General features: G+C 44.3%; 21 protein-coding genes. 14 read left to right on the top strand and 7 right to left on the bottom strand.

Annotated features, from left to right (window positions below):
* Positions 1–20 precede the first annotated feature (20 nt).
* Positions 21–1697, top strand: a complete 1677-nt coding sequence (gene ilvB / locus ACQ76X_RS07230) for a biosynthetic-type acetolactate synthase large subunit (protein WP_438492605.1) — start codon at positions 21–23, stop codon at positions 1695–1697.
* Between the two features lie 77 nt (positions 1698–1774).
* On the opposite strand, the gene ACQ76X_RS07225 is transcribed toward ilvB, so the two are convergent.
* Positions 1775–2488: a YwiC-like family protein gene (locus ACQ76X_RS07225; protein WP_438492604.1), complete on the bottom strand. Its 714-nt coding sequence runs from the start codon at positions 2486–2488 to the stop codon at positions 1775–1777.
* 265 nt (positions 2489–2753) lie between these two features.
* On the bottom strand, positions 2754–3344 hold the full coding sequence (locus ACQ76X_RS07220; RefSeq protein ID WP_438492861.1) for a TetR/AcrR family transcriptional regulator: 591 nt from the start codon (positions 3342–3344) through the stop codon (positions 2754–2756).
* Between the two features lie 140 nt (positions 3345–3484).
* On the opposite strand from ACQ76X_RS07220, the gene ACQ76X_RS07215 reads away from it, so the two are divergent.
* From ACQ76X_RS07215 to ACQ76X_RS07200, 4 genes are all read left to right on the top strand, one after another.
* Entirely contained in the window at positions 3485–4051 is a 567-nt protein-coding gene (locus ACQ76X_RS07215; RefSeq protein ID WP_438492603.1) for a cysteine hydrolase family protein, read from the top strand.
* Positions 4044–4766, top strand: coding sequence for an SDR family NAD(P)-dependent oxidoreductase (locus ACQ76X_RS07210; RefSeq protein WP_438492601.1), 723 nt, complete (start codon positions 4044–4046; stop codon positions 4764–4766). The genes ACQ76X_RS07215 and ACQ76X_RS07210 overlap by 8 nt, the downstream gene beginning before the upstream one ends.
* Before the next feature lie 107 nt (positions 4767–4873).
* Positions 4874–5053, top strand: coding sequence for a hypothetical protein (locus ACQ76X_RS07205; protein WP_038591888.1), 180 nt, complete (start codon positions 4874–4876; stop codon positions 5051–5053).
* 127 nt (positions 5054–5180) lie between these two features.
* Positions 5181–5813, top strand: coding sequence for a type 1 glutamine amidotransferase family protein (locus tag ACQ76X_RS07200; protein WP_438492599.1), 633 nt, complete (start codon positions 5181–5183; stop codon positions 5811–5813).
* 19 nt (positions 5814–5832) lie between these two features.
* Here the strand turns inward: ACQ76X_RS07200 and ACQ76X_RS07195 are convergent, their stop codons facing one another.
* Complete coding sequence (locus tag ACQ76X_RS07195; RefSeq protein WP_438492597.1) at positions 5833–6681, bottom strand: AraC family transcriptional regulator; 849 nt, start codon at positions 6679–6681, stop codon at positions 5833–5835.
* Between the two features lie 83 nt (positions 6682–6764).
* On the opposite strand from ACQ76X_RS07195, the gene ACQ76X_RS07190 reads away from it, so the two are divergent.
* From ACQ76X_RS07190 to ACQ76X_RS07180, 3 genes are read left to right on the top strand one after another with little or no spacing between them, the layout of a single operon-like run.
* A complete protein-coding gene (locus ACQ76X_RS07190; protein WP_438492595.1) occupies positions 6765–7823 on the top strand; it encodes a Gfo/Idh/MocA family protein in 1059 nt (352 codons plus the stop codon).
* Positions 7824–7851: 28 nt separating this feature from the next.
* Positions 7852–8709, top strand: coding sequence for a sugar phosphate isomerase/epimerase family protein (locus tag ACQ76X_RS07185; RefSeq protein ID WP_438492593.1), 858 nt, complete (start codon positions 7852–7854; stop codon positions 8707–8709).
* Positions 8710–8750: 41 nt separating this feature from the next.
* Positions 8751–9626: a sugar phosphate isomerase/epimerase family protein gene (locus tag ACQ76X_RS07180; protein WP_438492591.1), complete on the top strand. Its 876-nt coding sequence runs from the start codon at positions 8751–8753 to the stop codon at positions 9624–9626.
* 119 nt (positions 9627–9745) lie between these two features.
* On the opposite strand, the gene ACQ76X_RS07175 is transcribed toward ACQ76X_RS07180, so the two are convergent.
* Together ACQ76X_RS07175 and ACQ76X_RS07170 are read right to left on the bottom strand one after the other, a co-directional pair.
* Positions 9746–10306: a hypothetical protein gene (locus ACQ76X_RS07175; RefSeq protein WP_438492590.1), complete on the bottom strand. Its 561-nt coding sequence runs from the start codon at positions 10304–10306 to the stop codon at positions 9746–9748.
* Positions 10307–10543: 237 nt separating this feature from the next.
* Positions 10544–11092 (bottom strand): TetR/AcrR family transcriptional regulator, encoded by a 549-nt coding sequence (locus ACQ76X_RS07170; protein WP_438492588.1) that lies wholly within the window; start codon positions 11090–11092, stop codon positions 10544–10546.
* A gap of 616 nt (positions 11093–11708) precedes the next feature.
* Here ACQ76X_RS07170 and ACQ76X_RS07165 point away from each other — a divergent pair.
* The 4 genes from ACQ76X_RS07165 to ACQ76X_RS07150 all read left to right on the top strand — a co-directional run bounded on the left by ACQ76X_RS07165 (position 11709) and on the right by ACQ76X_RS07150 (position 15239).
* Positions 11709–12749 carry an NAD(P)-dependent alcohol dehydrogenase gene (locus ACQ76X_RS07165; RefSeq protein WP_438492586.1) on the top strand — a complete coding sequence of 347 codons (1041 nt, stop codon included), beginning with the start codon at positions 11709–11711 and terminating at the stop codon, positions 12747–12749.
* Between the two features lie 81 nt (positions 12750–12830).
* A complete protein-coding gene (locus ACQ76X_RS07160) occupies positions 12831–14186 on the top strand; it encodes an MATE family efflux transporter (protein WP_438492584.1) in 1356 nt (451 codons plus the stop codon).
* 32 nt (positions 14187–14218) lie between these two features.
* Positions 14219–14635 carry a MerR family transcriptional regulator gene (locus ACQ76X_RS07155; RefSeq protein ID WP_438492582.1) on the top strand — a complete coding sequence of 139 codons (417 nt, stop codon included), beginning with the start codon at positions 14219–14221 and terminating at the stop codon, positions 14633–14635.
* A gap of 16 nt (positions 14636–14651) precedes the next feature.
* Complete coding sequence (locus ACQ76X_RS07150) at positions 14652–15239, top strand: NAD(P)H-binding protein (protein ID WP_438492580.1); 588 nt, start codon at positions 14652–14654, stop codon at positions 15237–15239.
* A 139-nt stretch (positions 15240–15378) separates the two neighbouring features.
* Here the strand turns inward: ACQ76X_RS07150 and ACQ76X_RS07145 are convergent, their stop codons facing one another.
* Positions 15379–16230 (bottom strand): aldo/keto reductase, encoded by an 852-nt coding sequence (locus ACQ76X_RS07145; protein WP_438492578.1) that lies wholly within the window; start codon positions 16228–16230, stop codon positions 15379–15381.
* Between the two features lie 131 nt (positions 16231–16361).
* Between ACQ76X_RS07145 and ACQ76X_RS07140 the strand changes: the two genes are divergently transcribed.
* The gene (locus tag ACQ76X_RS07140) at positions 16362–16769 is read left to right on the top strand and encodes a MerR family transcriptional regulator (protein ID WP_076111903.1); all 408 of its coding nucleotides are present in this window, start codon (positions 16362–16364) and stop codon (positions 16767–16769) included.
* On the opposite strand, the gene ACQ76X_RS07135 is transcribed toward ACQ76X_RS07140, so the two are convergent.
* Positions 16764–17630 (bottom strand): MurR/RpiR family transcriptional regulator, encoded by an 867-nt coding sequence (locus tag ACQ76X_RS07135; RefSeq protein ID WP_438492576.1) that lies wholly within the window; start codon positions 17628–17630, stop codon positions 16764–16766. The genes ACQ76X_RS07140 and ACQ76X_RS07135 overlap by 6 nt on opposite strands.
* Positions 17631–17774: 144 nt before the next feature.
* On the opposite strand from ACQ76X_RS07135, the gene ACQ76X_RS07130 reads away from it, so the two are divergent.
* The gene (locus ACQ76X_RS07130; RefSeq protein WP_438492574.1) at positions 17775–18794 is read left to right on the top strand and encodes a Gfo/Idh/MocA family oxidoreductase; all 1020 of its coding nucleotides are present in this window, start codon (positions 17775–17777) and stop codon (positions 18792–18794) included.

Genomic DNA, 18794 nt, shown 5'->3' with positions numbered 1-18794 from the left:
ATGGGAGATGAATTGTGCCAATGAACGGAGCACAGCTGCTAATTCAGATGTTGATAGAGAAGAAAATTGACACCCTATTCGGATACCCCGGCGGTGCGGTATTGCCTTTGTATGATGCTTTGTATGATTGCGACAGCATACAGCATGTTCTCGTTAGGCATGAGCAGGCAGCGGTACATGCCGCTGATGGATATGCAAGAGCAACGGGACGCCCGGGAGTGGCGCTTGTAACCAGCGGACCGGGTGCAACAAATGCGGTTACCGGTATTGCTACAGCCTTTATGGACTCGATTCCGTTAATCGTCCTGACGGGCCAGGTTTCCACCGATCTCATAGGTCTGGACAGCTTTCAGGAAGTAGACATTTATGGCATGACGATGCCCATCACCAAGCACAACTATATTGTCAGGGAGGTCGCCGATCTTCCGAAGATTGTGAACGAGGCATTCCATGTCGCAACAACGGGACGTCCCGGCCCAGTCCTCATTGATTTGCCGAAGAATGTAATGGCAGCTGAATTTAACATGGAGGAACTCTCTGGCAATCAGGAATCCCACCCGTATATCCGGGGTTATCAGCCAAAGCATTCTATTAATCCTCAGGATATCCAGCTTGCAGCTGATCAGTTGAACCGTTCTGAACGCCCGCTTATTCTTATTGGTGGAGGCTGTATGACAGGTAATACTCCGGCATTATTAAAAGAGTTCGCCGAGCAATTCAACCTTCCTGTAGCCAGTACGCTAATGGGCTTGGGTGCCTTTCCATCCGGGCATTCCCTGCATCTGGGTATGGTCGGGATGCACGGAACAGTCGCAGCCAATCGCGCGCTGCAGGGTGCTGACGTTGTGTTATGTCTCGGGGTTCGTTTCAGTGACCGTGTTACAGGCAACCGTAAGGCGTTCTCGCCGGGTTCTTATAAGATCCAAGTTGATATCGATACTTCCGAATTAAATAAGAACGTTGCAGTCGATCTTGCTATCACAGGAGAATGCGCAGATCTGCTTGCCGGACTGTTGGGAAAAATACATATGCAAGAACCTGCTGTATGGAATCAGCAAATCCGAATCTGGTCCAAGCGTTCAACAAAATCACCGCGGGTGCAGGATAATAAGCTGACCCCGGTTGAGGTGATAAGGTGCATACAAAATGCAACAGATGGCGATGCCATCATCTCTACGGACGTTGGACAGCACCAAATCTGGACGGCCACACATTATAAGTTCTCAGAGGCCCGCTCTTTCCTGACCTCAGGGGGGCTTGGGACAATGGGCTATGGCTTGCCAGCTGCTATTGGCGCGGCAGTAGCTTATCCTGACCGCCAAGTGGTGTGCATCACGGGAGACGGAAGCATCCAGATGAATATGCAGGAAATGATGACGGCGGTCGATCTGGGCCTGAACGTCAAAGTCGCTATCTTCAAAAATGGCTATCTGGGTATGGTAAGGCAGTGGCAGCAGCTGTTTCTTGGCCGCCGTTATTCTTCCGTACGCATCAGTTCACCCGATTTCGTAGCTTTGGCCAAATCCTTTGGTGCCCAGGGGCTTCGGGCCGATAATCTTGCCGATGCCGAGCATATTATTGATCTTGCCCTCCACACGGACGGACTTGTCGTCATGGAGTTCGATATTACTGAGGAAACGAATGTATATCCCATCGTACCTCCGGGGTCCAGCAATCAGGACATGATTGTTGAATAACACTAGGCCAATTCAAAAAGGATGTTTCTCTATCGAATCACCGGTAGAGGAACATCCTTTTTTTTTGCTGCCAACCACTAGAAGTACAGGACAAGCACAGACACATACAACATAAGGGAAAAACCTATTTCAATCATTCCGGTACGCTTGGCGGTGATCCCTGTCTTGGGGAGAATGGCTGCCCGCAGCAGCAGGATAACAAGTGGAGCGAGCAATGAAGGGAATAGCAGCAGACCAGCCACAGCGAACAGCAGATGATACAGAACAGATCCGTAATAGAAGCGGATGTTGTTTCTTTCACGAATAACCGTTTTGACATACAAGGCGGTCCCGATAAAATAGAGCACGCTGAGCAGGAACAGCTCTGTCACCGCTCCCCAGCCTTCTCCTTTGCCGACATAAAAGACAGGATAAATGATCAGGCAAAATGCCAAAATGGCGCAAATATCATTAAGTAAGGCACGTTCATTTTTGGTTTTTGCATAGTAGAGATTAACAGCGAACAGGGGAACAAGCGGCAGAACAAATCCTAACAGCTTAGGTTCAGCAATCACCAGATATAGGATAAAGGGCAGAAGCAGAATCCCGTAAACCCGCATGGGCTGGAGGTAACGCTCCAATTTCCCTGTCTTTACCCATTGCAGCAATGGGAAACTGAACAAATAAATCAGAAGCCAGCAAACAAACAGAGGAATATGTATAAATTGCCCTTTCGATGAAGCGACTCCGAACAGAAATGGAAGGATAAGCATCGCCCAAGCCCCGTGCTGGTTGGGTATGTACTTCCTCATGAGAACAAAACCTCCTTCCCTGAAAATAAACGGCAACCTTAGGTTGCCACACTACTTAACTATACGTCCTTACCTATGTTGTTATAGTGATTTGAGACACTAAGTATCTACAATCTTGAACTATGTAAGTAGATACAAACGTAAGTACTGCATGGCTTGAATTTTCAGTACAAAAGCTAGTCGCCTTCTTTCGAAAAATAACAAGCCTTTGTTCAATCGGCAGAGCCGTGGATGAACGAGGCTTGTTCGCAGTTTCCATAATGCCTTAAATAAACGTCTGGCACAGCTGCTCCAAAATGAGCTCAGGAGAGTTGCCGCGAACCTCTCTTTGAAACAGATAGGAATTGCTGCTCAAGGCAGTCATTAGCATATCCGTTCTGAACACACTGTCCGGCTTGGAGTTTCCGCTTTCTGCTGCCATTTCATCAAAAAGTCTGACTAGCAGCTCATGTAATTCGATATATAGGGGACTTGTTGTTCTAGAATGAGCCTCTGATGAGGAGGCGGAATTCTCGATACCTGCAAGCATCTGCGCATTTTTCTCTTTGAACCGGATGAACAAAGCTAGCAGTCCCCGCAAGCGTTCAGCTGGTTGCCGGGATGCGTTCTCTTCCAGGTACACCCCGATATCTTCGAACAACAAATCTTTACTGTCTTGGATCAAGTCTAGGCACAACTCACTTTTGTTGCGGTATCTGCGGTACAGCGTTCCTGCTCCGATCTGTGCTTCCGCGGCGATCTGATTCATGCTGACCGGCTCTACTCCTTGCTGCTCAAATAACTTAAAAGCTGCATCCAGAATACGCTGACGGTTCTCTGCAGCATCCCGGCGTTCGGAACGGCAGGTTGTCTTCATTTTATTCACTGTCCATCACTTCCCATCCTTTGAGGAGCTTAATATTTGACAAGAGGAGAGTTCTCCGTTTAGTATCAAGTGGAGAGTAAGTGGAGAATTCTCCACTTAATTTTAAACGATGGAATAGGAGTGTGCAACCCATGGAGAAGCAGTTTAATAATGCCGCACTACTGGTCATGGATATGCAAAATATTATTGTATCGCAATATGCGAAGCAAGAGGGTGTCTTGCTGCCATTCCAGAAAGCGATTGAGGCTGCTCGCAAGGCTCACGTACCTGTTATATATGTGAAAGTTGCAGTTCGTGAAGGCGCTGAAATTAGCCCGCGCAACAAAGTGTTCGGGAAAATGGCTAGCAACAGTGGAACTACCGCTCTAAACCCGATGATGGAAATTCATGACTCGGTTCAGCCCCTTCCGGGTGAGCCAGTTATAGACAAGTATCGCGTTAGCGCCTTTGCTGGAAGCGAGCTGGAATCGTTGCTTAAGTCCCGTGGGATCAATACGCTGGTGCTCAGCGGCATTGCAACGAGTGGTGTGGTGTTGTCTACTTTATGTGAAGCGGCAGATAAGGACTTTGCAGTGAGCGTGCTTTCCGATGCTTGCCTGGATGCCGATCCGGAGGTTCACCGTATGCTCACGGAAAAGGTATTCCCGCGCCAGGCCGATGTGCTGACTGTGGATGCCTGGAGCCATACATTTGAGTAAATATACTGTATTTAAAAGGAGAATGATCATGAATCTATTAACTAATAAAGTTGCAATTGTCACAGGTGCAGGAACAGGATTAGGGCGGGCTGCAGCGATTAAGCTGGCTGAAGAGGGCGCAAATGTAGTTTTAGTTGGACGCCGCACAGAAAAGCTGCAGGAGGTGGCTGGGGTCATTGAGCAATCAGGCGGTCAATCGGTTATAATTCCCGCAGATGTGACGAGTCCGGAAGAGGTTCAATCCCTCCGGGATCAAGTATTGGCTCAGACAGGACGGGTAGACATACTAATAAACAACGCTGGCGGTACTGGAGTACATGCTCTTATTCATGATTTAACATTTTCGGAGTGGGATGATAATATTCGTCTTAATTTATACAGCCCATTTTTAGTAACGCACGCTTTTCTTCCGATTATGAGAGAGCAGCATTATGGGCGCATCGTATCCATTACTTCAATATTGGCCAATATGGCGTACCCAGGAATGAGTGCATATTCAGCCGCCAAAGCAGGGCTGGAAGCCCTGATGAAAACTGCTGCCATTGAGGAGGCTAAGCATGGGATATTAGTGAATATGTTCGATCCAGGCAATCTGAAAACCGAACAGAACCCGAAGGGTGCAAAGGATCCCGTTTCGGTAGTTGATATAATTGTACAGTTGGCTTCCTTGCCGGAAAACGGCTCCAGTGGAGAGGTTGTCAGAGCATTAACGTAGTCATGTGTAGTGATAACTGCAAATGTATGAATAACAGACATTTACCTCGTGCATAGTAAAGAAGAATGCTGCTCATGAAGTGGAATAAGAAAGGAGTGCTGTGGAGCATGAAAGAAAAAGAAATTAAACAGAACGCTATTGAAGCGGACCAGTTGAACTTTCACGACCAAACGGATGATGTAGTCCGTAGTGTGTCTGCCCCAAAGGGGATCGACGAAGCCGTTGTAGCTATGACCTCACATATCAATAAATATGATGTACCGGATGAGCTGGAAGACAATAATTAATGAATCAAGCGCGTGCAGGTTAACCTGATACGCGCTTTTTTATATTGCTTGTTAAACTTCCCTGACGATAGCTGTCAGGGAAGTTTAATTATAATAGGCTTATCAAATGTGATTGGAGTGTTATAGAATGCAAACCCAAAAAGCTTATCTTTATGTATTTAATACAATGTCAGACTGGGAATACGGATATTTAATTGCTGAACTAAACACAGGCAGATATTTCAAAAAAGATTTAGCACCTTTAAAAGTAGTTACGGTAGGTGCTAATAAAGAAATGGTTACTACGATGGGAGGACTGAGCATAAAACCGGATATTTCCATTGATGAGTGTACAATTCAGAGTAAAGATCTTTTAGTGTTGCCCGGAGGGAATACTTGGGGAGAAGATATTCACCAGCCTGTCTTGAAAAAAGTTGGCCAAGCTTTACAGCTAGGCACTATTGTTGCTGCAATTTGCGGGGCAACTGAGGGGCTGGCGAATAATGGATACCTAGATTCTAGAAAGCATACAAGCAATAATTTGGAGTATCTTAAAATGGTCTGTCCGAATTATAAAGGAGAAAACTTCTATGAGATAGGGCCTGCTGTATCTGGTGAGAATTTGGTTACTGCCTCAGGGGTAGCTCCTCTGGAATTTGCGATGGAGGTACTGAAGCAATTAGATGTATTTACACCAGATACGTTGCATTCATGGTACAACCTCAATAAGACTCAACAACCTGAATACTTTTTCCAGTTAATGAATTCAATATCCTTGTAAGCGTGGAATCAACATGTGATTATACATTATTGCGAAAATGTTGGGGGGAAACACCTACATATTTTTTGAATAGCCGCGAAAAGTAAAAAACATCATTGTATCCAAGGGAAACGGCAGTATCTTTAATCGACCGATCTGTATTCAGGAGTATATTTTTGGCTTCGGAAATTTTGAGACGGTGAATGTACTTATTAAGTGAGTACCCGGTATGTTTCTGAATGATCCGCCGGAGCGTGGATATCGAAATGTGGTAGCGATCGCAAAATGCATCAGCATCAAAACTTTGATGCAGGGATGCCGCAATATCATCCATGAGCTTGGTGATGTAGTCGGTCGAATCGGTATTAGGTTGGCTGCTTTGTACAAATTCGTACAAAAGGGATTCAAGGAGTAAGGAAGCCCGGTCCAGATTGCTTGGAATGCCGCTTTCCATCAACATGAAGATTCGATCAATTTTGCTCTGCTGTGCATCATCGAGTCCTGTCTGGCGAACACGGTAAGGCTCGGTTAACCAGGTAGAGAGCCACTCCGCAGTTCGCGATCCTTCTACTGTGAAATAGAACTCATCCCAAGTCTCTTGCGGGTCGGGTCCATAGTCAAAGGTGGCATCTGGAAAAAAGACAAAAAAAGAACCTTTATGAACAGGCTGCTTTTCCTTATTGTTAACCTGATACGTGCCCTTGCCGCCAGCAATGTAAACGAAAGCATAATATTGGAATTGGGCTTGGGTTCGATACAGAGACCGGTTGGGGAGGTGCCCGACATTGACGATCGATAATGATTTTAGCTGCAGCTTACTTTCATCTGTCGTGCGATCAATAATGCGTATAGGCTTAGAACTGATTGTATAGTCCATGTAGGTGGTCATGATGGTTATTCTACCTCCAGAAGAGTCATGTTATCTTAATTGTATAATAAAATATGACCAATATATAGGAGGGTTCATGCAGCATGAGTAAAAAGAAAATTGGATTGATCGGAGCGGGATCCATCTCCGACTTGCACCTGCAAGCCTATCAGGGTAATGAACATGCAGAACTATATGCTATATGTGACTTGAATCAGCAACGGGCAGAAGATAAAGCGAAGCAGTACAATATTCCGAACGTTTATACAGATTATCATGATTTATTAGCTAATCCCGAAGTGGAAGCGGTCAGCATTTGTACATGGAACAACAGTCATGCAGAGATCAGTATTGCAGCCCTGCGTGCCGGTAAGCATGTGTTAGTGGAGAAACCTTTATGCCGCAGCGTTGAAGAAGCGAATGCCATCCAGGATGCTGTACGTGAGACTGGAAAGTTGTTGCAGGTCGGATTTGTACGCCGTTACGACGCCAATGCGCAGCTTGTAAAGAACTTCATTGAGAAAGATGAACTGGGTGAAATCTATTATGCTAAAGCTACTTGTATCCGTAGACTTGGTAATCCGGGTGGCTGGTTTGCAGATGTTGAACGTTCCGGGGGCGGCCCATTAATTGATCTCGGAGTCCATGTTATCGATTTGTGCTGGTATATGATGGGGCGTCCAAAGCCCGTTTCGGTTAGCGGCAACACGTATCACAAATTAGGCAACCGCGCGAATGTGAAGAACTTATCCTTTTATCAGGCAGCCGATTATGATCCAAGCACCAATGGAGTGGAAGATATGGCAAATGCATTAATCCGTTTCGAGAATGGGGCATCGCTTATGGTTGATGTCAGCTTTACACTTCATGCGAAGTCGGATGAGCTTGCTATTCGTTTATACGGTGATAAGGGCGGAGTGGAAATTGAACCTGAATTGACCATGATTACTGAAAAATATGACACCATTCTGAATGTAGCTCCGCAAACAGACAGCAAATCCATAAATGTGCCGGAAGCATTTTGTAATGAAGTGAATCACTTTCTGGCCTGCCTGCAATCTGGAGAAACACCGATCAGTCCGGTAGAAGATGGCTTGCAAATCATGAAGATATTGTGCGGTATCTATGAGTCTGCGAGCAAAGGACAAGAAGTTCAGCTCTAATAGAATTTCAGGAAAAGAGGGTGAAACAATGAAACTGGGAATCAGTTCATACAGCTTGGTGAATGAATTGGAATCGGGTGAAATGGATATTTTGGGTGTAATTGATTGGATTGCCGACCAAGGCGGCGAGCATATTGAGATTGTACCCATTGGATTCGAATTGACTGGTAATCCTGACTTGGCGGACGCTATTCGAGAAAAGGCAAAGTCGCGGAACATAGATGTGTCCAACTATGCCATCAGCGCCAATTTTGAAAGTGATTCCCAAGAAGCCTTTGAGCTGGAAATCAAGCGGGTAATGGATGAAGTCGATGTTGCCGCAAGGCTGGGTGTAACTCGTATGCGCCATGATGTAGCCAGTAGCAGCGATACTTCAATCGGCAACTTTCATCGTCAATTGGACCGTCTGGCAGAAGCCTGCGGGCGCATTGCCGATTATGCAGCACAGTATGGTATAGTAACCAGCGTGGAGAATCATGGATATTTTATACAAGCCAGCGACCGGGTACAAGCATTGATTCAGCGGGTGAATCGGACAAATTTCCGTACAACGCTGGATGTGGGCAATTTCATGTGCGTGGACGAGAACTCTGTGGTTGCCGTGAAGAACAATATTGCATATGCTTCTGTGGTGCATGTAAAAGACTTCTATTGGAGACCTTCGTATCAGAATCCCGGGGAGGGCTGGTTCCAAACGGCAAGCGGTAATTTTTTAAGAGGTGCAATCGCAGGCCATGGAGATATTGATATGCGTGAAGTGCTTCGTGTGGTTAAAGCGTCAGGATATGACGGATATATTTCACTGGAATTTGAAGGGCTTGAGGAATGTAAACGGGGAACCCGGATAGGTCTTGATAATGTGAGAAGGCTTTGGGACGAAAGTTAATCTGCGATGAGATCAGAACCCAATAAAGAGGAGGCTTAATAATGAATTTGGCAAACCCGATTGGTATAATGGTCGATAGTCTGCGTCTTAACTTGCGGGATGGACTGGCGAAAGCTAAAGAGCTGGGGGCAGATGGTGTACAAATCTATGCAGTTGAAGGTGAGATGGACCCTGAGAATCTGTCCCCGCGAGACCGAAAGGAATTGAAGAGTTATATCGAATCCCTAGGTCTGCGAATTTCAGCATTGTGTGGTGATCTGGCTGGCCATGGCTTTCAAGATGCAAAGGTAAATTCGGCGAAAATTGAGAAATCGAAGCGCATTCTTGATTTAGCTGTTGATCTGGGAACTCAGATTGTTACCACGCATATTGGTATTGTTCCGAATCAGGTGAATGATCCAGTCTATGATACGATGCAGCGTGCGTGTGAAGAGCTTGGTGTCTATGCCAAGAGCTTGGATGCCTATTTTGCAATTGAGACTGGACCGGAAAAATCTGCACATTTGAAGCAATTCCTCAATTCGCTGAGCACGAATGGCGTTTCTGTCAACTTTGACCCTGCCAACATGGTCATGGTAACAGGTGACGATCCTGTTCAAGGGGTGCACAATCTGAAAGATTACATTGTTCATACGCATGTGAAGGATGGCATCCGCCTGCGGGAAGTAGATCCCCGTGAAGTCTATGGAGCACTAGGCTATGAGCCGATGAGTCACGACCGTATTGCCGAAGATGCTGCATCTGGTGCAAGCTATCGAGAACTGGCTTTAGGGGAAGGCCATGTGGATTTTGATAACTATTTCAAAGCACTCCAGGATATTGGCTACACCGGGTATTTGACCATTGAACGCGAAGTGGGCGATCAGCCGGAAGCTGATATTGCCAAAGCGATTGATTTTATCCGGCAATATCGTTAAGGAAATAGGGCAGTGATGAATACAACAAAAAAAGGCGAGTCTCTGAATAGTGGAGACTTGCCTCTTTTTGTTGTTCCGCGTTTAGCTTAGGCAACCTAGTAAATGAATCGCTCGATTTTTTATCGAAGAACCAATTCTCCAGAACCGATATACTTATTTGTTTTAGGATTCCAAGTGAACACACCTTCGGCTAAATCCCAGCCACCGTCAGCCTTGAAATTTTTCCAATTTTGATGTACACGACCTTTAGTATCAATTTCTATACCAACATCGCCCATGACTTCAAGTTTTTTTGTAAGAGTACCGTTTTGAAGGCGATAGACATACAACTGAGTATTAGAAGGAAGGTAGTCCACTGTAATAGCGACATGTTTTTCTTTAGCCGAAACAGCGAATAATTTAAGATTTACGTCATCCTCTTCATACTCACCAATCCCCTTACCAATCAGAACTATTACACCCTTGGAGTTGATTAGAAAGAAATTTCCTGATTTTGTGATGATGAAGCTTTCATTTTTTTTGTCATTATTAAGATCTGCTGTTTTGATGATTCTGATGGTTTCGTTTGGATATTTCTTTGCAAATATTTCTTTGGGTCCTTGACCTTGAGCATCTACAGGGATACTGATAGAACAAAAGTAGACCATGGAGGCAACCAATATTGTGACAAGCTTTTTCATTAACAAAACCCCCTTTGATTGACCTTGAGAATATACATTTAGGGAAAAGTGACGGAGGGGAATTTTGGAACTGGAGGAGTGATAGCGTCCGCCTTTAGGTTTGGATTTCTACCGCGATTCGCGGTTAAATTCAGGAAATCCAAACCTAACAGCGGCCGGAAGTCCAAACATTCTCTGTAGTCACGGCCAATCCCAAAATAGAAGAATTATAAGTTCAATCTATATAGCAATTAGGAACTATTCGCAGATTCGCTCCAGCAATGTTCCCAATTGTTCAGCTAATGCTTGATGTGAGATCGGCATTTCATTCGAAAACCACCATTCCACTACGCCTACATAAGCCGAGGCCACAAATGTCACGGTAAGGTCTGCATTTAACCCATGGTTTTTTCCTTTCGTCACATCCACCTCATTACGAAACTCTTCAATCAGAAAGTCTACGAACCGGTTGCGAAAATATGGGGCTCCTTTACTTGCCAGCATCATTGAAAAAAAGGAGTAATTGTCTTCGAGGTATTCCGTCCAGATCAACGAACCGCTTACAAAATCCAGATCAGCGGCTGCTTCACACCGCTCCCTCAGCTCGTTAATATGGGTCTCTATGAGTTTGTCCAGCAAATCGTATTTATCCATGTAATGAAGATAGAATGTTCCCCGGCTGATATTTGCTCTGTCGGATAGATCCTGTAAGGTGATATCATCAAAATTCTTTTCAGACATTAGTTCGATAATGGCTTTCTTTAAAGCTTCTTGCGTCTTGAGTATTCTCCGATCTATTTTAGCCATCTTATGGTCACCAGACTTTCTTAAGGTAATAACTAACACAACACTTGAACCTAGTTATAATTATAGACAATTGTACATTAATATATCAAGGATTATTATACTCGTGAAAAATGGGTGTTGACTTGGAGTTAACTCCAGAGGGTAAACTCCTCTATGTAGCTATAGCTAATAAAAAATAGAGGAGGCATTGTCGATCAGTCTAGGTATACCGGAGCAGACATTTAACTATAAAAGTTGAACACAAGAACTACCTAGAGGCAAAAGCAGCGGAGGGGAATTTTGGAACTGTAGGAGCGATAGCGACCGCCTTTGTCTGCGGATTTCAACCGCTAAGAGCGGTATAAATCAAGAAATCTATAGACAACAGCGGCCGGAAGTCCAAACATTCACCGCAGTTGCGATCTATGCCGGATCGGTAAATCTAAAGTTCAACTTATATAGAAACAACGAAAGATAATTAACAATTTTGATCCGTATGTCTACTAATATACAAATTGCGTTCAATTAACAATTGTAAGTAACATAGCGTCTTGTATAATAATAAACAGCGATACATTATTGTGTTGGAATTCATTATTTATAGAGGTTATATCAGATACTAAGGAGTGAAGAAAACATGTGTAGAACTCATGTACTAAGTGTGCCAAGTGCAAAAGCACCTTTTGAAAAAACAACGATTGAGCGAAGAGAATTGCGGCCCAATGACATCTTAATTGATATTCAATTTTGCGGCATTTGCCACTCCGATATTCACAATGCTTTCGATGAATGGGGCGGCGGAATCTTCCCGATGGTCCCCGGTCATGAAATGGCCGGAGTCGTAACAGCTGTGGGTACTGAGGTCACTAAATTTGATATTGGCGATCGAGTGGGTGTCGGCTGCTTTGTGGACTCCTGTGGAGAATGTGAGTATTGCCTACGTGGTGAGGAGCAGTTTTGTACGAAAGGTGTTGTGAACTCGTACAATTCATATGATTACGATGGTAATGTGACCTATGGCGGATACAGCCAAAACATCGTGGTCAAAGAAGACTTCGTTGTCCGTATCCCCGACAGCCTGGCTTTGGATGTGGCAAGCCCGCTATTATGTGCAGGCATCACCACTTACTCTCCTTTGAAAAAGTGGAACGCCGGCCCAGGCAAAAAGGTTGCTATTGTGGGTATGGGAGGTCTTGGTCATCTGGCGGTCCAATATGCACATGCCATGGGTGCTGAAGTAACCGTCCTCAGCCAATCTATGAATAAGAAAAGTGAGTCGCTGGAGCTTGGCGCAGATCAGTATTATGCAACCAGCGATCCCGCAACATTCACTGAGCTGGCCAATCATTTTGACCTCATCTTGAACACAGTATCTTCAAATCTAAATGTCGATGCCTATCTGTCTATGCTTCGGATCGACGGAACGCTTGTAAATGTCGGTGCACCAACCGAGCCTGACAAGTATCAAGTATTCTCACTAATCATGAGCCGCCGCAGCATTGCGGGTTCACTCGTTGGCGGAATTCAGGAAACTCAAGAAATGCTCGATTTCTCTGCAGAGCATGATATTGCTCCAAAAATCGAGGTCATTTCTGCTGACCAAGTAGACGAAGCCTTTGAACGTGTTGTCCGCAGTGATGTGCGTTATCGTTTTGTCATCGACATGTCTACCTTGTAACTGCTTAGGATGGCGTACCGGCATCTGTGTTCTGGCTTGATGAGGCAGGGTTAGCCACTTCTATAGGTTGGAGGACTTTAATTGGCACAGCAAGCTTTAGCAACAAAAAGGTTATTTACGAACCGGGATTTATCCATATTGTTTTTGCCCCTTATTATAGAGCAGTTTTTAGAATTTTTGGTGGGATTAGCGGATTCCATCATGGTAGCCTCTGTAAGTGAAGCAGCCGTTTCCGGCGTGTCTTTAGTGGATTTTGTCATGACTTTGCTTATTAGCTTGTTCGCAGCCCTGGCTACCGGTGGCGCAGTTATAGTAGGACAGTATATGGGCAGGAAGCAGATGGAAGAATCAAGGGAAGCTGCGAATCAACTGGTATGGTTTGTCGGTGCGTTTTCCATCCTCATCATGGTTATTGTGTATCTGATCAAGCCGTTTATCTTAAATGGTCTGTTTGGACAGATTACAACTGAAGTGCGGAGCGAAGCAAATACTTACCTGATGATTACAGCCTTGTCTATTCCGTTTCTTGCGTTATATAATGCCGGAGCAGCGATATTCCGTACGATGGGGAATTCCAAACTGCCCATGATGATCATGCTGGCTATGAACATAGCACATGCGGCGGGAAATGCAGTACTTATTTACGGGTTTCACTTTGGGACTGCGGGTGTGGCTATACCAACCCTGATCTCGCGGATTGCAGCAGCAGTTATTATTATTACATTGGCTTTTAACACAAAACAATCCATCTATATAAAGAAAAGCTTAAAACATAAATTCAACTGGCCCATGATCAAACAAATTCTAAACATTGGCGCTCCCTATGGACTGGAAAATGGTTTGTTCTATCTGGGGAGAATTATTGTGCTCAGTCTTGTCGCCTCCTTTGGTACGGCAGCCATTGCGGCAAACGCGGTGTCAGGCACTATTGTTATGTTTGAAGTGCTGCCGGGTATGGCGATTGGTCTTGGTTTAACAGTAGTGATCTCCAGATGTGTCGGCGCAGGAGATTATGAGCAGGCTAAATATTACACTAAAAAGGTTATGGGTATTGTGTATGTGGCACATGTGTTCAGCTGTGCAATCGTGCTTGCTTTACTTCCGGTCATATTAAATATTTATGGATTATCGGAGTCGGCAACCTCACTCACCACACAAATCGTTTGGTGGCATGGAGCTGTTGCACTTTTCATTTGGCCGCTGGGTTACACCTTACCTGTCACCTTCCGTGCCTCAGGGGATGCCCAATTCCCGATGATTGTTGCGATGTTGTCCATGTTTTTCTGCCGGATTGCCTTAGCCTATCTGCTGGGCATCTATTTCGAAATGGGAATGTTCGGCACATGGATTGCAATGTTTATAGACTGGATTATCAAGTCAATCATTTTCCTGCGACGCTATATAAGTGGAAAATGGACTAAGTTTCATGCAATTTAATAATTGGATCTAAACCGGGAGGTGAAGCGAGTATGGCGTTGGCCATTAAGCAGGTTGCAGAGAAATTTGATGTTTCTCAGGATACACTCCGTTATTATGAACGGATTGGGCTGATTCCTCATGTGAATCGTAACAAAAGCGGTAACAGAGATTATACGGAAGAAGACTGCAAATGGGTTGAGTTTATCATCTGTATGCGACATGCCGGTCTCTCGATTGAAGTATTGATTGAATATGTCGATTTGTTTAACCAGGGTGATGAATCCGCCGAGGCCAGAAAAGATCTATTAATCGAGGAACGCAAGCAGCTCGCGATAAGAATGGAAGTCATGAAAAAAACGCTGGAACGCCTGGATTCTAAGATTTCAAGGTATGAGCAAACTATAGGAAAAAGAGAAAAAACACTAAGAAGATCTGCTGAGCAGTCTGATAACGAAATCTCGGATTAAAAGGGGGGCCTTGCAGTTGAGGAAAGTACTCATTCTAGGCGCAAATGGCCAAATCGCACGACATGCGATTGAGTTGTTTTTACAGAACACGGATGCCGAGCTGACACTTTATCTGCGTAACCCCCGCAGACTGGGCAACATCGATCCAAATCGTGTTCGCATCATCGAAGGTGATGTATTGAATATAGAAACATTAATAGATGCGATGACCGGACAAGACGTGGTTTATGCCAATCTGGCTGGGGATTTGGAACGGATGGCCAAAACCATTGTGGAAGCAATGGGTAGGGCAGAGCTCAAACGTCTTCTTTTTATCAGCTCTATGGGGATTTATGATGAAGTACCGGGACAGACATACCGCAGTATATTAGATCCCTACCGGAATTCGGCCGGGGTCGTTGAAGCATCAGATTTGGATTACACGATCTTGAGACCCGCCTGGTTTACCCATAAAGATGAAATTGACTACGAAACGACACAGAAAGGCGAGCCTTTCAAAGGTGGAATCGTATCTTGTAAAAGTGTTGCCGATCTGGTTGTAAAGTTGGCTGAAACACCAGGGATGGAAGTCCGCCGCAGCCTAGGAGTGAACAAACCCGAATAAGAAGACAAATAGGGGGTCATGCAACGGTTTCCTCAAACACCTATGTACGATCCCTTTAAGGCGTAATAAAAAGCGAACCGGCAGCTACAGTGCTGCTGGTTCGCTTTTGTTGATTAACTTTTCGCTGCTGCAATGAGCATTATATATCAAGTTTAACGTTAGCGAGACCTTTCACGATTTCAGGGTCGTTATGAGAAAAGAACACGCTCTTCTTCGTATCTAACGAAGCAATGGACTCCATATCTTCTGGACTTATTTCAAAGTCAAAGATGTTGAAGTTTTCGACGATTCTTTCTTTATGGACAGACTTTGGAATCACAACCACACCTCTTTGTGTCAACCAGCGTAAAATCACCTGAGCAACGGACTTATTATACTTTTCAGCCAGTGACACTAATACTTCATTCTGGAACATGTTATTTCTGCCTTCAGCGAAAGGCCCCCAGGATTCGATCTGAACATTGTTGTCTTTCATAAAGCTGCCGCTTTCGATTTGCTGGCAGAAGGGATGCGTTTCAATCTGGTTTACAGCAGGAGTTACTTCATGATGAACCATCAAATCAGTCAGGCGGTCCATTTGGAAGTTGCTGACTCCGATTGCTTTGATCTTACCTTCACGATACAATTCTTCCATAGCACGCCAAGAACCATATACATCACCAAATGGCTGGTGGATTAAATAAAGATCCAGAACATCTAACTGCAATCTTTCCAGTGATTTAGCAAATGCCTTCTTAGTGCTTCCGTAACCGGCATCCTGAATCCAGAGTTTTGTAGTAATAAAGATATCTTCTCTAGGCACGCCGCTGCGTTTGATGGCTCTGCCAACAGCTTGCTCATTCTGATAGGCGGCAGCAGTATCTATCAGGCGATAACCTGCCATAAGCGCGTCATAAACGCTTTGTTCACATTCATTAGCATCCTGGATCTGATACACGCCAAAGCCGAGTATCGGCATCTCCACACCATTGTTCAACATTACTTTTTGCATATGAAATCCTCCAATATATCAATTTATAACTCCAGCACGACGACTGGATAATATAAGCCTAACGCCTTCGAGTAACTCGAAGTCAATCGTTTTCGAAGATTTAAATTATTTTTCCCGGGGAGAGATTATAAATGTATACAGTGAAAGAAGTAGCGGTGCTGCTGGATCTGACCGAACATACCGTCCGTTACTATTCGGATAAGGGATTAGTTCCAAATGTGCAGCGTGATAAGAACAACAACCGTCTTTTTGATGAAGAATCCTTAAATTGGTTAACCGGTATAAAATACCTTAAACAATCCGGGATGTCATTAGGAGACATCAAGACCTATGTAGATCTGTGCCTGGTAGGGGATTCTACCATTCAAGAACGTTATCAGATCATTGTGAAATATAAAGCTGCTGCAATGGAACAGCTGGAAGAAGCGAAACGAAGAGCCAAATATATGGAAGACAAAGCAAACCACTATCATGACATTATTAAGCATTTGATACCGGATGACACGAATCCAGGGAAATGGAAGACGGTGGCATTATAAGTCATTCATCATTTCATTAATGTAGGTGCTTTTCAGCGATTGGACTGCGGATTCCCTGTTTATTGAATAAGAAATTTTATAGATACAGGAGTATATCACGTTAAGAACGTATTCAAATGCTATTTGCGAGGAAAAGGTTCCGATCTTGGCATGTTTTACTTCGTCATTTGGCACTTGAATACAGAGCGTACTGAGTTTTGCCAGTTCACTTTGACTGGTAGCTGTGATGGTGATAAAAGGGATCTGTTCACGTCTGAAGTGCTGAGCAGCCCTTACATAAATCGGTGACTTTCCGTGGTAAGTCAAGAAAATCGCGCAATCCTCTTCCGTCAAATTAACGGTATGATACGCCCATTCGTACAGCTCAGTAGCGATCACTACATATTTGTTGATTTTAATCATTTTATTCTGAAAACTCTTCGCGCGGATTTGAGAATCGCCCAAGGCATAGATAAAGATCCTTTTGGCTTGGTCCAGCATCATGGCTGTTTGGGACAGCAAATTATCATCCATGTAGGCAAAGGTTTTGTCGATCGTTTCCTTCATCAATTCAGCAATTTCTTTCGCCACTTGAAGTGGAGATTCCTCATCACTAAACGGATAATTAGGGTCGACGCTGGAAATGTTCTGGGTATATTGCTGGAATTCCCGGGCAAGTTTAATGATGAACTCTTTAAATCCGGACAGCCCAAGTTTATGGGTTAAGCGATTGACCGCTGAATGCGACGTATAGGTAGCCTTTGCAAGCTCCTGAATATTTAAATGCAGTATGCTTTCTTTATGCATCAGAATATAGGCAGCGATACTTTTTTCGTTTGGTGTAAAGTTATGCATTTCCGATAATTGGGTCAATATTTTCAACAGGTTCACTCCTATAAACATTTTGTTCAAAAAAAACCGGAATCTAACCAAGGAATTGGTGGAATGTACCGTTTTGCCGGCTGAGCCTTTACGTTAGACTGAGTTCTTCTATAATAAATGAAAAAGACCTGAGGGGGAATTCATATGCTTACGATCGGGTATATCGGGAATGGCAAAAGCACGAACCGTTATCATCTGCCTTTTTCATTAAACCGGGAAAATTTGAAGGTGAAGACGATCTACGCCCGTAATCCGGATAAAGGAGAGTGGGAGAAAGCGCCTGGTGTCCTTTACACTGATGAACTTGAAACGTTAATGAACGATGAAGAGATTCAGTTGATCGTGATCTGTACACATATTGATTCGCATTATGCTTATGCCAAAATGGCGCTTGACCACGGGAAGAATGTGCTTGTCGAAAAACCTTTTATGCCAACCAAAGAAGCAGCAGTGTCCATCTTCCAATACGCCAAAGAGAAAAATCTGGTACTCCAATGTTATCAGAATAGACGTTACGATTCAGACTTCCTCACGACCAAGAAGGTTATCGAATCAGGTAAACTGGGTGATTTGCTGGAGGTGGAGATGCATTACGATTATTATCGCCCTGAGACCCCAAATTCAGTTACGCATTACTCCAAAAATAACAGTTACTTATACGGACATGGGGTTCACACCATTGATCAGGTCTTAGCCTACTTTGGGGAACCGGAATATATACATTACGATGTTCGTCAACTGCTGGGAAGCGGCAGAATGAATGATTACTTTGATCTGGATTTCTATTATTCCTCACTCAAGGTATCGGTTAAATCGAGCTTCTTCCGCTTGAAGGCGCGGCCCAGTTTTGTTGTATACGGAAAAAAGGGCGTATTCGTTAAACAAACGCAGGACCGCCAGGAAGAACACCTGAAATTATTTTATTTGCCTAAGGGACATGCTGATTTTGGCATTGATTTGCCGGAGCATTATGGTACCCTGACTTATCTGGATGATGCAGGCCAATATCATGAAGAAAAAGTCGTCTCTGAGAAGGGGGACTATGCCCGGGTATATGACGATATGTATCAAGCCATCGTGCAGGGCAAAGATAAGACGATAGAGGATGAAGAAACGATTGCCGTTATGGAGATCATCGAGAATGGGATAGAGGGGTGCAGCTAG

The sequence above is a fragment of the Paenibacillus sp. IHBB 3054 genome (genome assembly GCF_051594305.1).
GTDB lineage: Bacteria > Bacillota > Bacilli > Paenibacillales > Paenibacillaceae > Paenibacillus_AQ.
This window is presented reverse-complemented; position numbering and strand designations above follow the sequence as displayed.

What these genes read in the sequence shown, in the direction of transcription:
- ACQ76X_RS07155 (WP_438492582.1), top strand. Translation starts at nt 14,219, where the DNA reads ATGGCGTTGGCCATTAAGCAGGTTGCAGAGAAATTTGATGTTTCTCAG.
- ACQ76X_RS07215 (WP_438492603.1), top strand. Translation starts at nt 3,485, where the DNA reads ATGGAGAAGCAGTTTAATAATGCCGCACTACTGGTCATGGATATGCAA.
- ACQ76X_RS07130 (WP_438492574.1), top strand. Translation starts at nt 17,775, where the DNA reads ATGCTTACGATCGGGTATATCGGGAATGGCAAAAGCACGAACCGTTAT.
- ACQ76X_RS07180 (WP_438492591.1), top strand. Translation starts at nt 8,751, where the DNA reads ATGAATTTGGCAAACCCGATTGGTATAATGGTCGATAGTCTGCGTCTT.
- ACQ76X_RS07200 (WP_438492599.1), top strand. Translation starts at nt 5,181, where the DNA reads ATGCAAACCCAAAAAGCTTATCTTTATGTATTTAATACAATGTCAGAC.
- ACQ76X_RS07185 (WP_438492593.1), top strand. Translation starts at nt 7,852, where the DNA reads ATGAAACTGGGAATCAGTTCATACAGCTTGGTGAATGAATTGGAATCG.
- ACQ76X_RS07220 (WP_438492861.1), bottom strand. Translation starts at nt 3,344, where the DNA reads ATGAAGACAACCTGCCGTTCCGAACGCCGGGATGCTGCAGAGAACCGT.
- ACQ76X_RS07140 (WP_076111903.1), top strand. Translation starts at nt 16,362, where the DNA reads ATGTATACAGTGAAAGAAGTAGCGGTGCTGCTGGATCTGACCGAACAT.
- ACQ76X_RS07170 (WP_438492588.1), bottom strand. Translation starts at nt 11,092, where the DNA reads ATGGCTAAAATAGATCGGAGAATACTCAAGACGCAAGAAGCTTTAAAG.
- ACQ76X_RS07195 (WP_438492597.1), bottom strand. Translation starts at nt 6,681, where the DNA reads ATGACCACCTACATGGACTATACAATCAGTTCTAAGCCTATACGCATT.
- ACQ76X_RS07145 (WP_438492578.1), bottom strand. Translation starts at nt 16,230, where the DNA reads ATGCAAAAAGTAATGTTGAACAATGGTGTGGAGATGCCGATACTCGGC.
- ilvB (WP_438492605.1), top strand. Translation starts at nt 21, where the DNA reads ATGAACGGAGCACAGCTGCTAATTCAGATGTTGATAGAGAAGAAAATT.
- ACQ76X_RS07225 (WP_438492604.1), bottom strand. Translation starts at nt 2,488, where the DNA reads ATGAGGAAGTACATACCCAACCAGCACGGGGCTTGGGCGATGCTTATC.
- ACQ76X_RS07205 (WP_038591888.1), top strand. Translation starts at nt 4,874, where the DNA reads ATGAAAGAAAAAGAAATTAAACAGAACGCTATTGAAGCGGACCAGTTG.
- ACQ76X_RS07190 (WP_438492595.1), top strand. Translation starts at nt 6,765, where the DNA reads ATGAGTAAAAAGAAAATTGGATTGATCGGAGCGGGATCCATCTCCGAC.
- ACQ76X_RS07175 (WP_438492590.1), bottom strand. Translation starts at nt 10,306, where the DNA reads ATGAAAAAGCTTGTCACAATATTGGTTGCCTCCATGGTCTACTTTTGT.
- ACQ76X_RS07165 (WP_438492586.1), top strand. Translation starts at nt 11,709, where the DNA reads ATGTGTAGAACTCATGTACTAAGTGTGCCAAGTGCAAAAGCACCTTTT.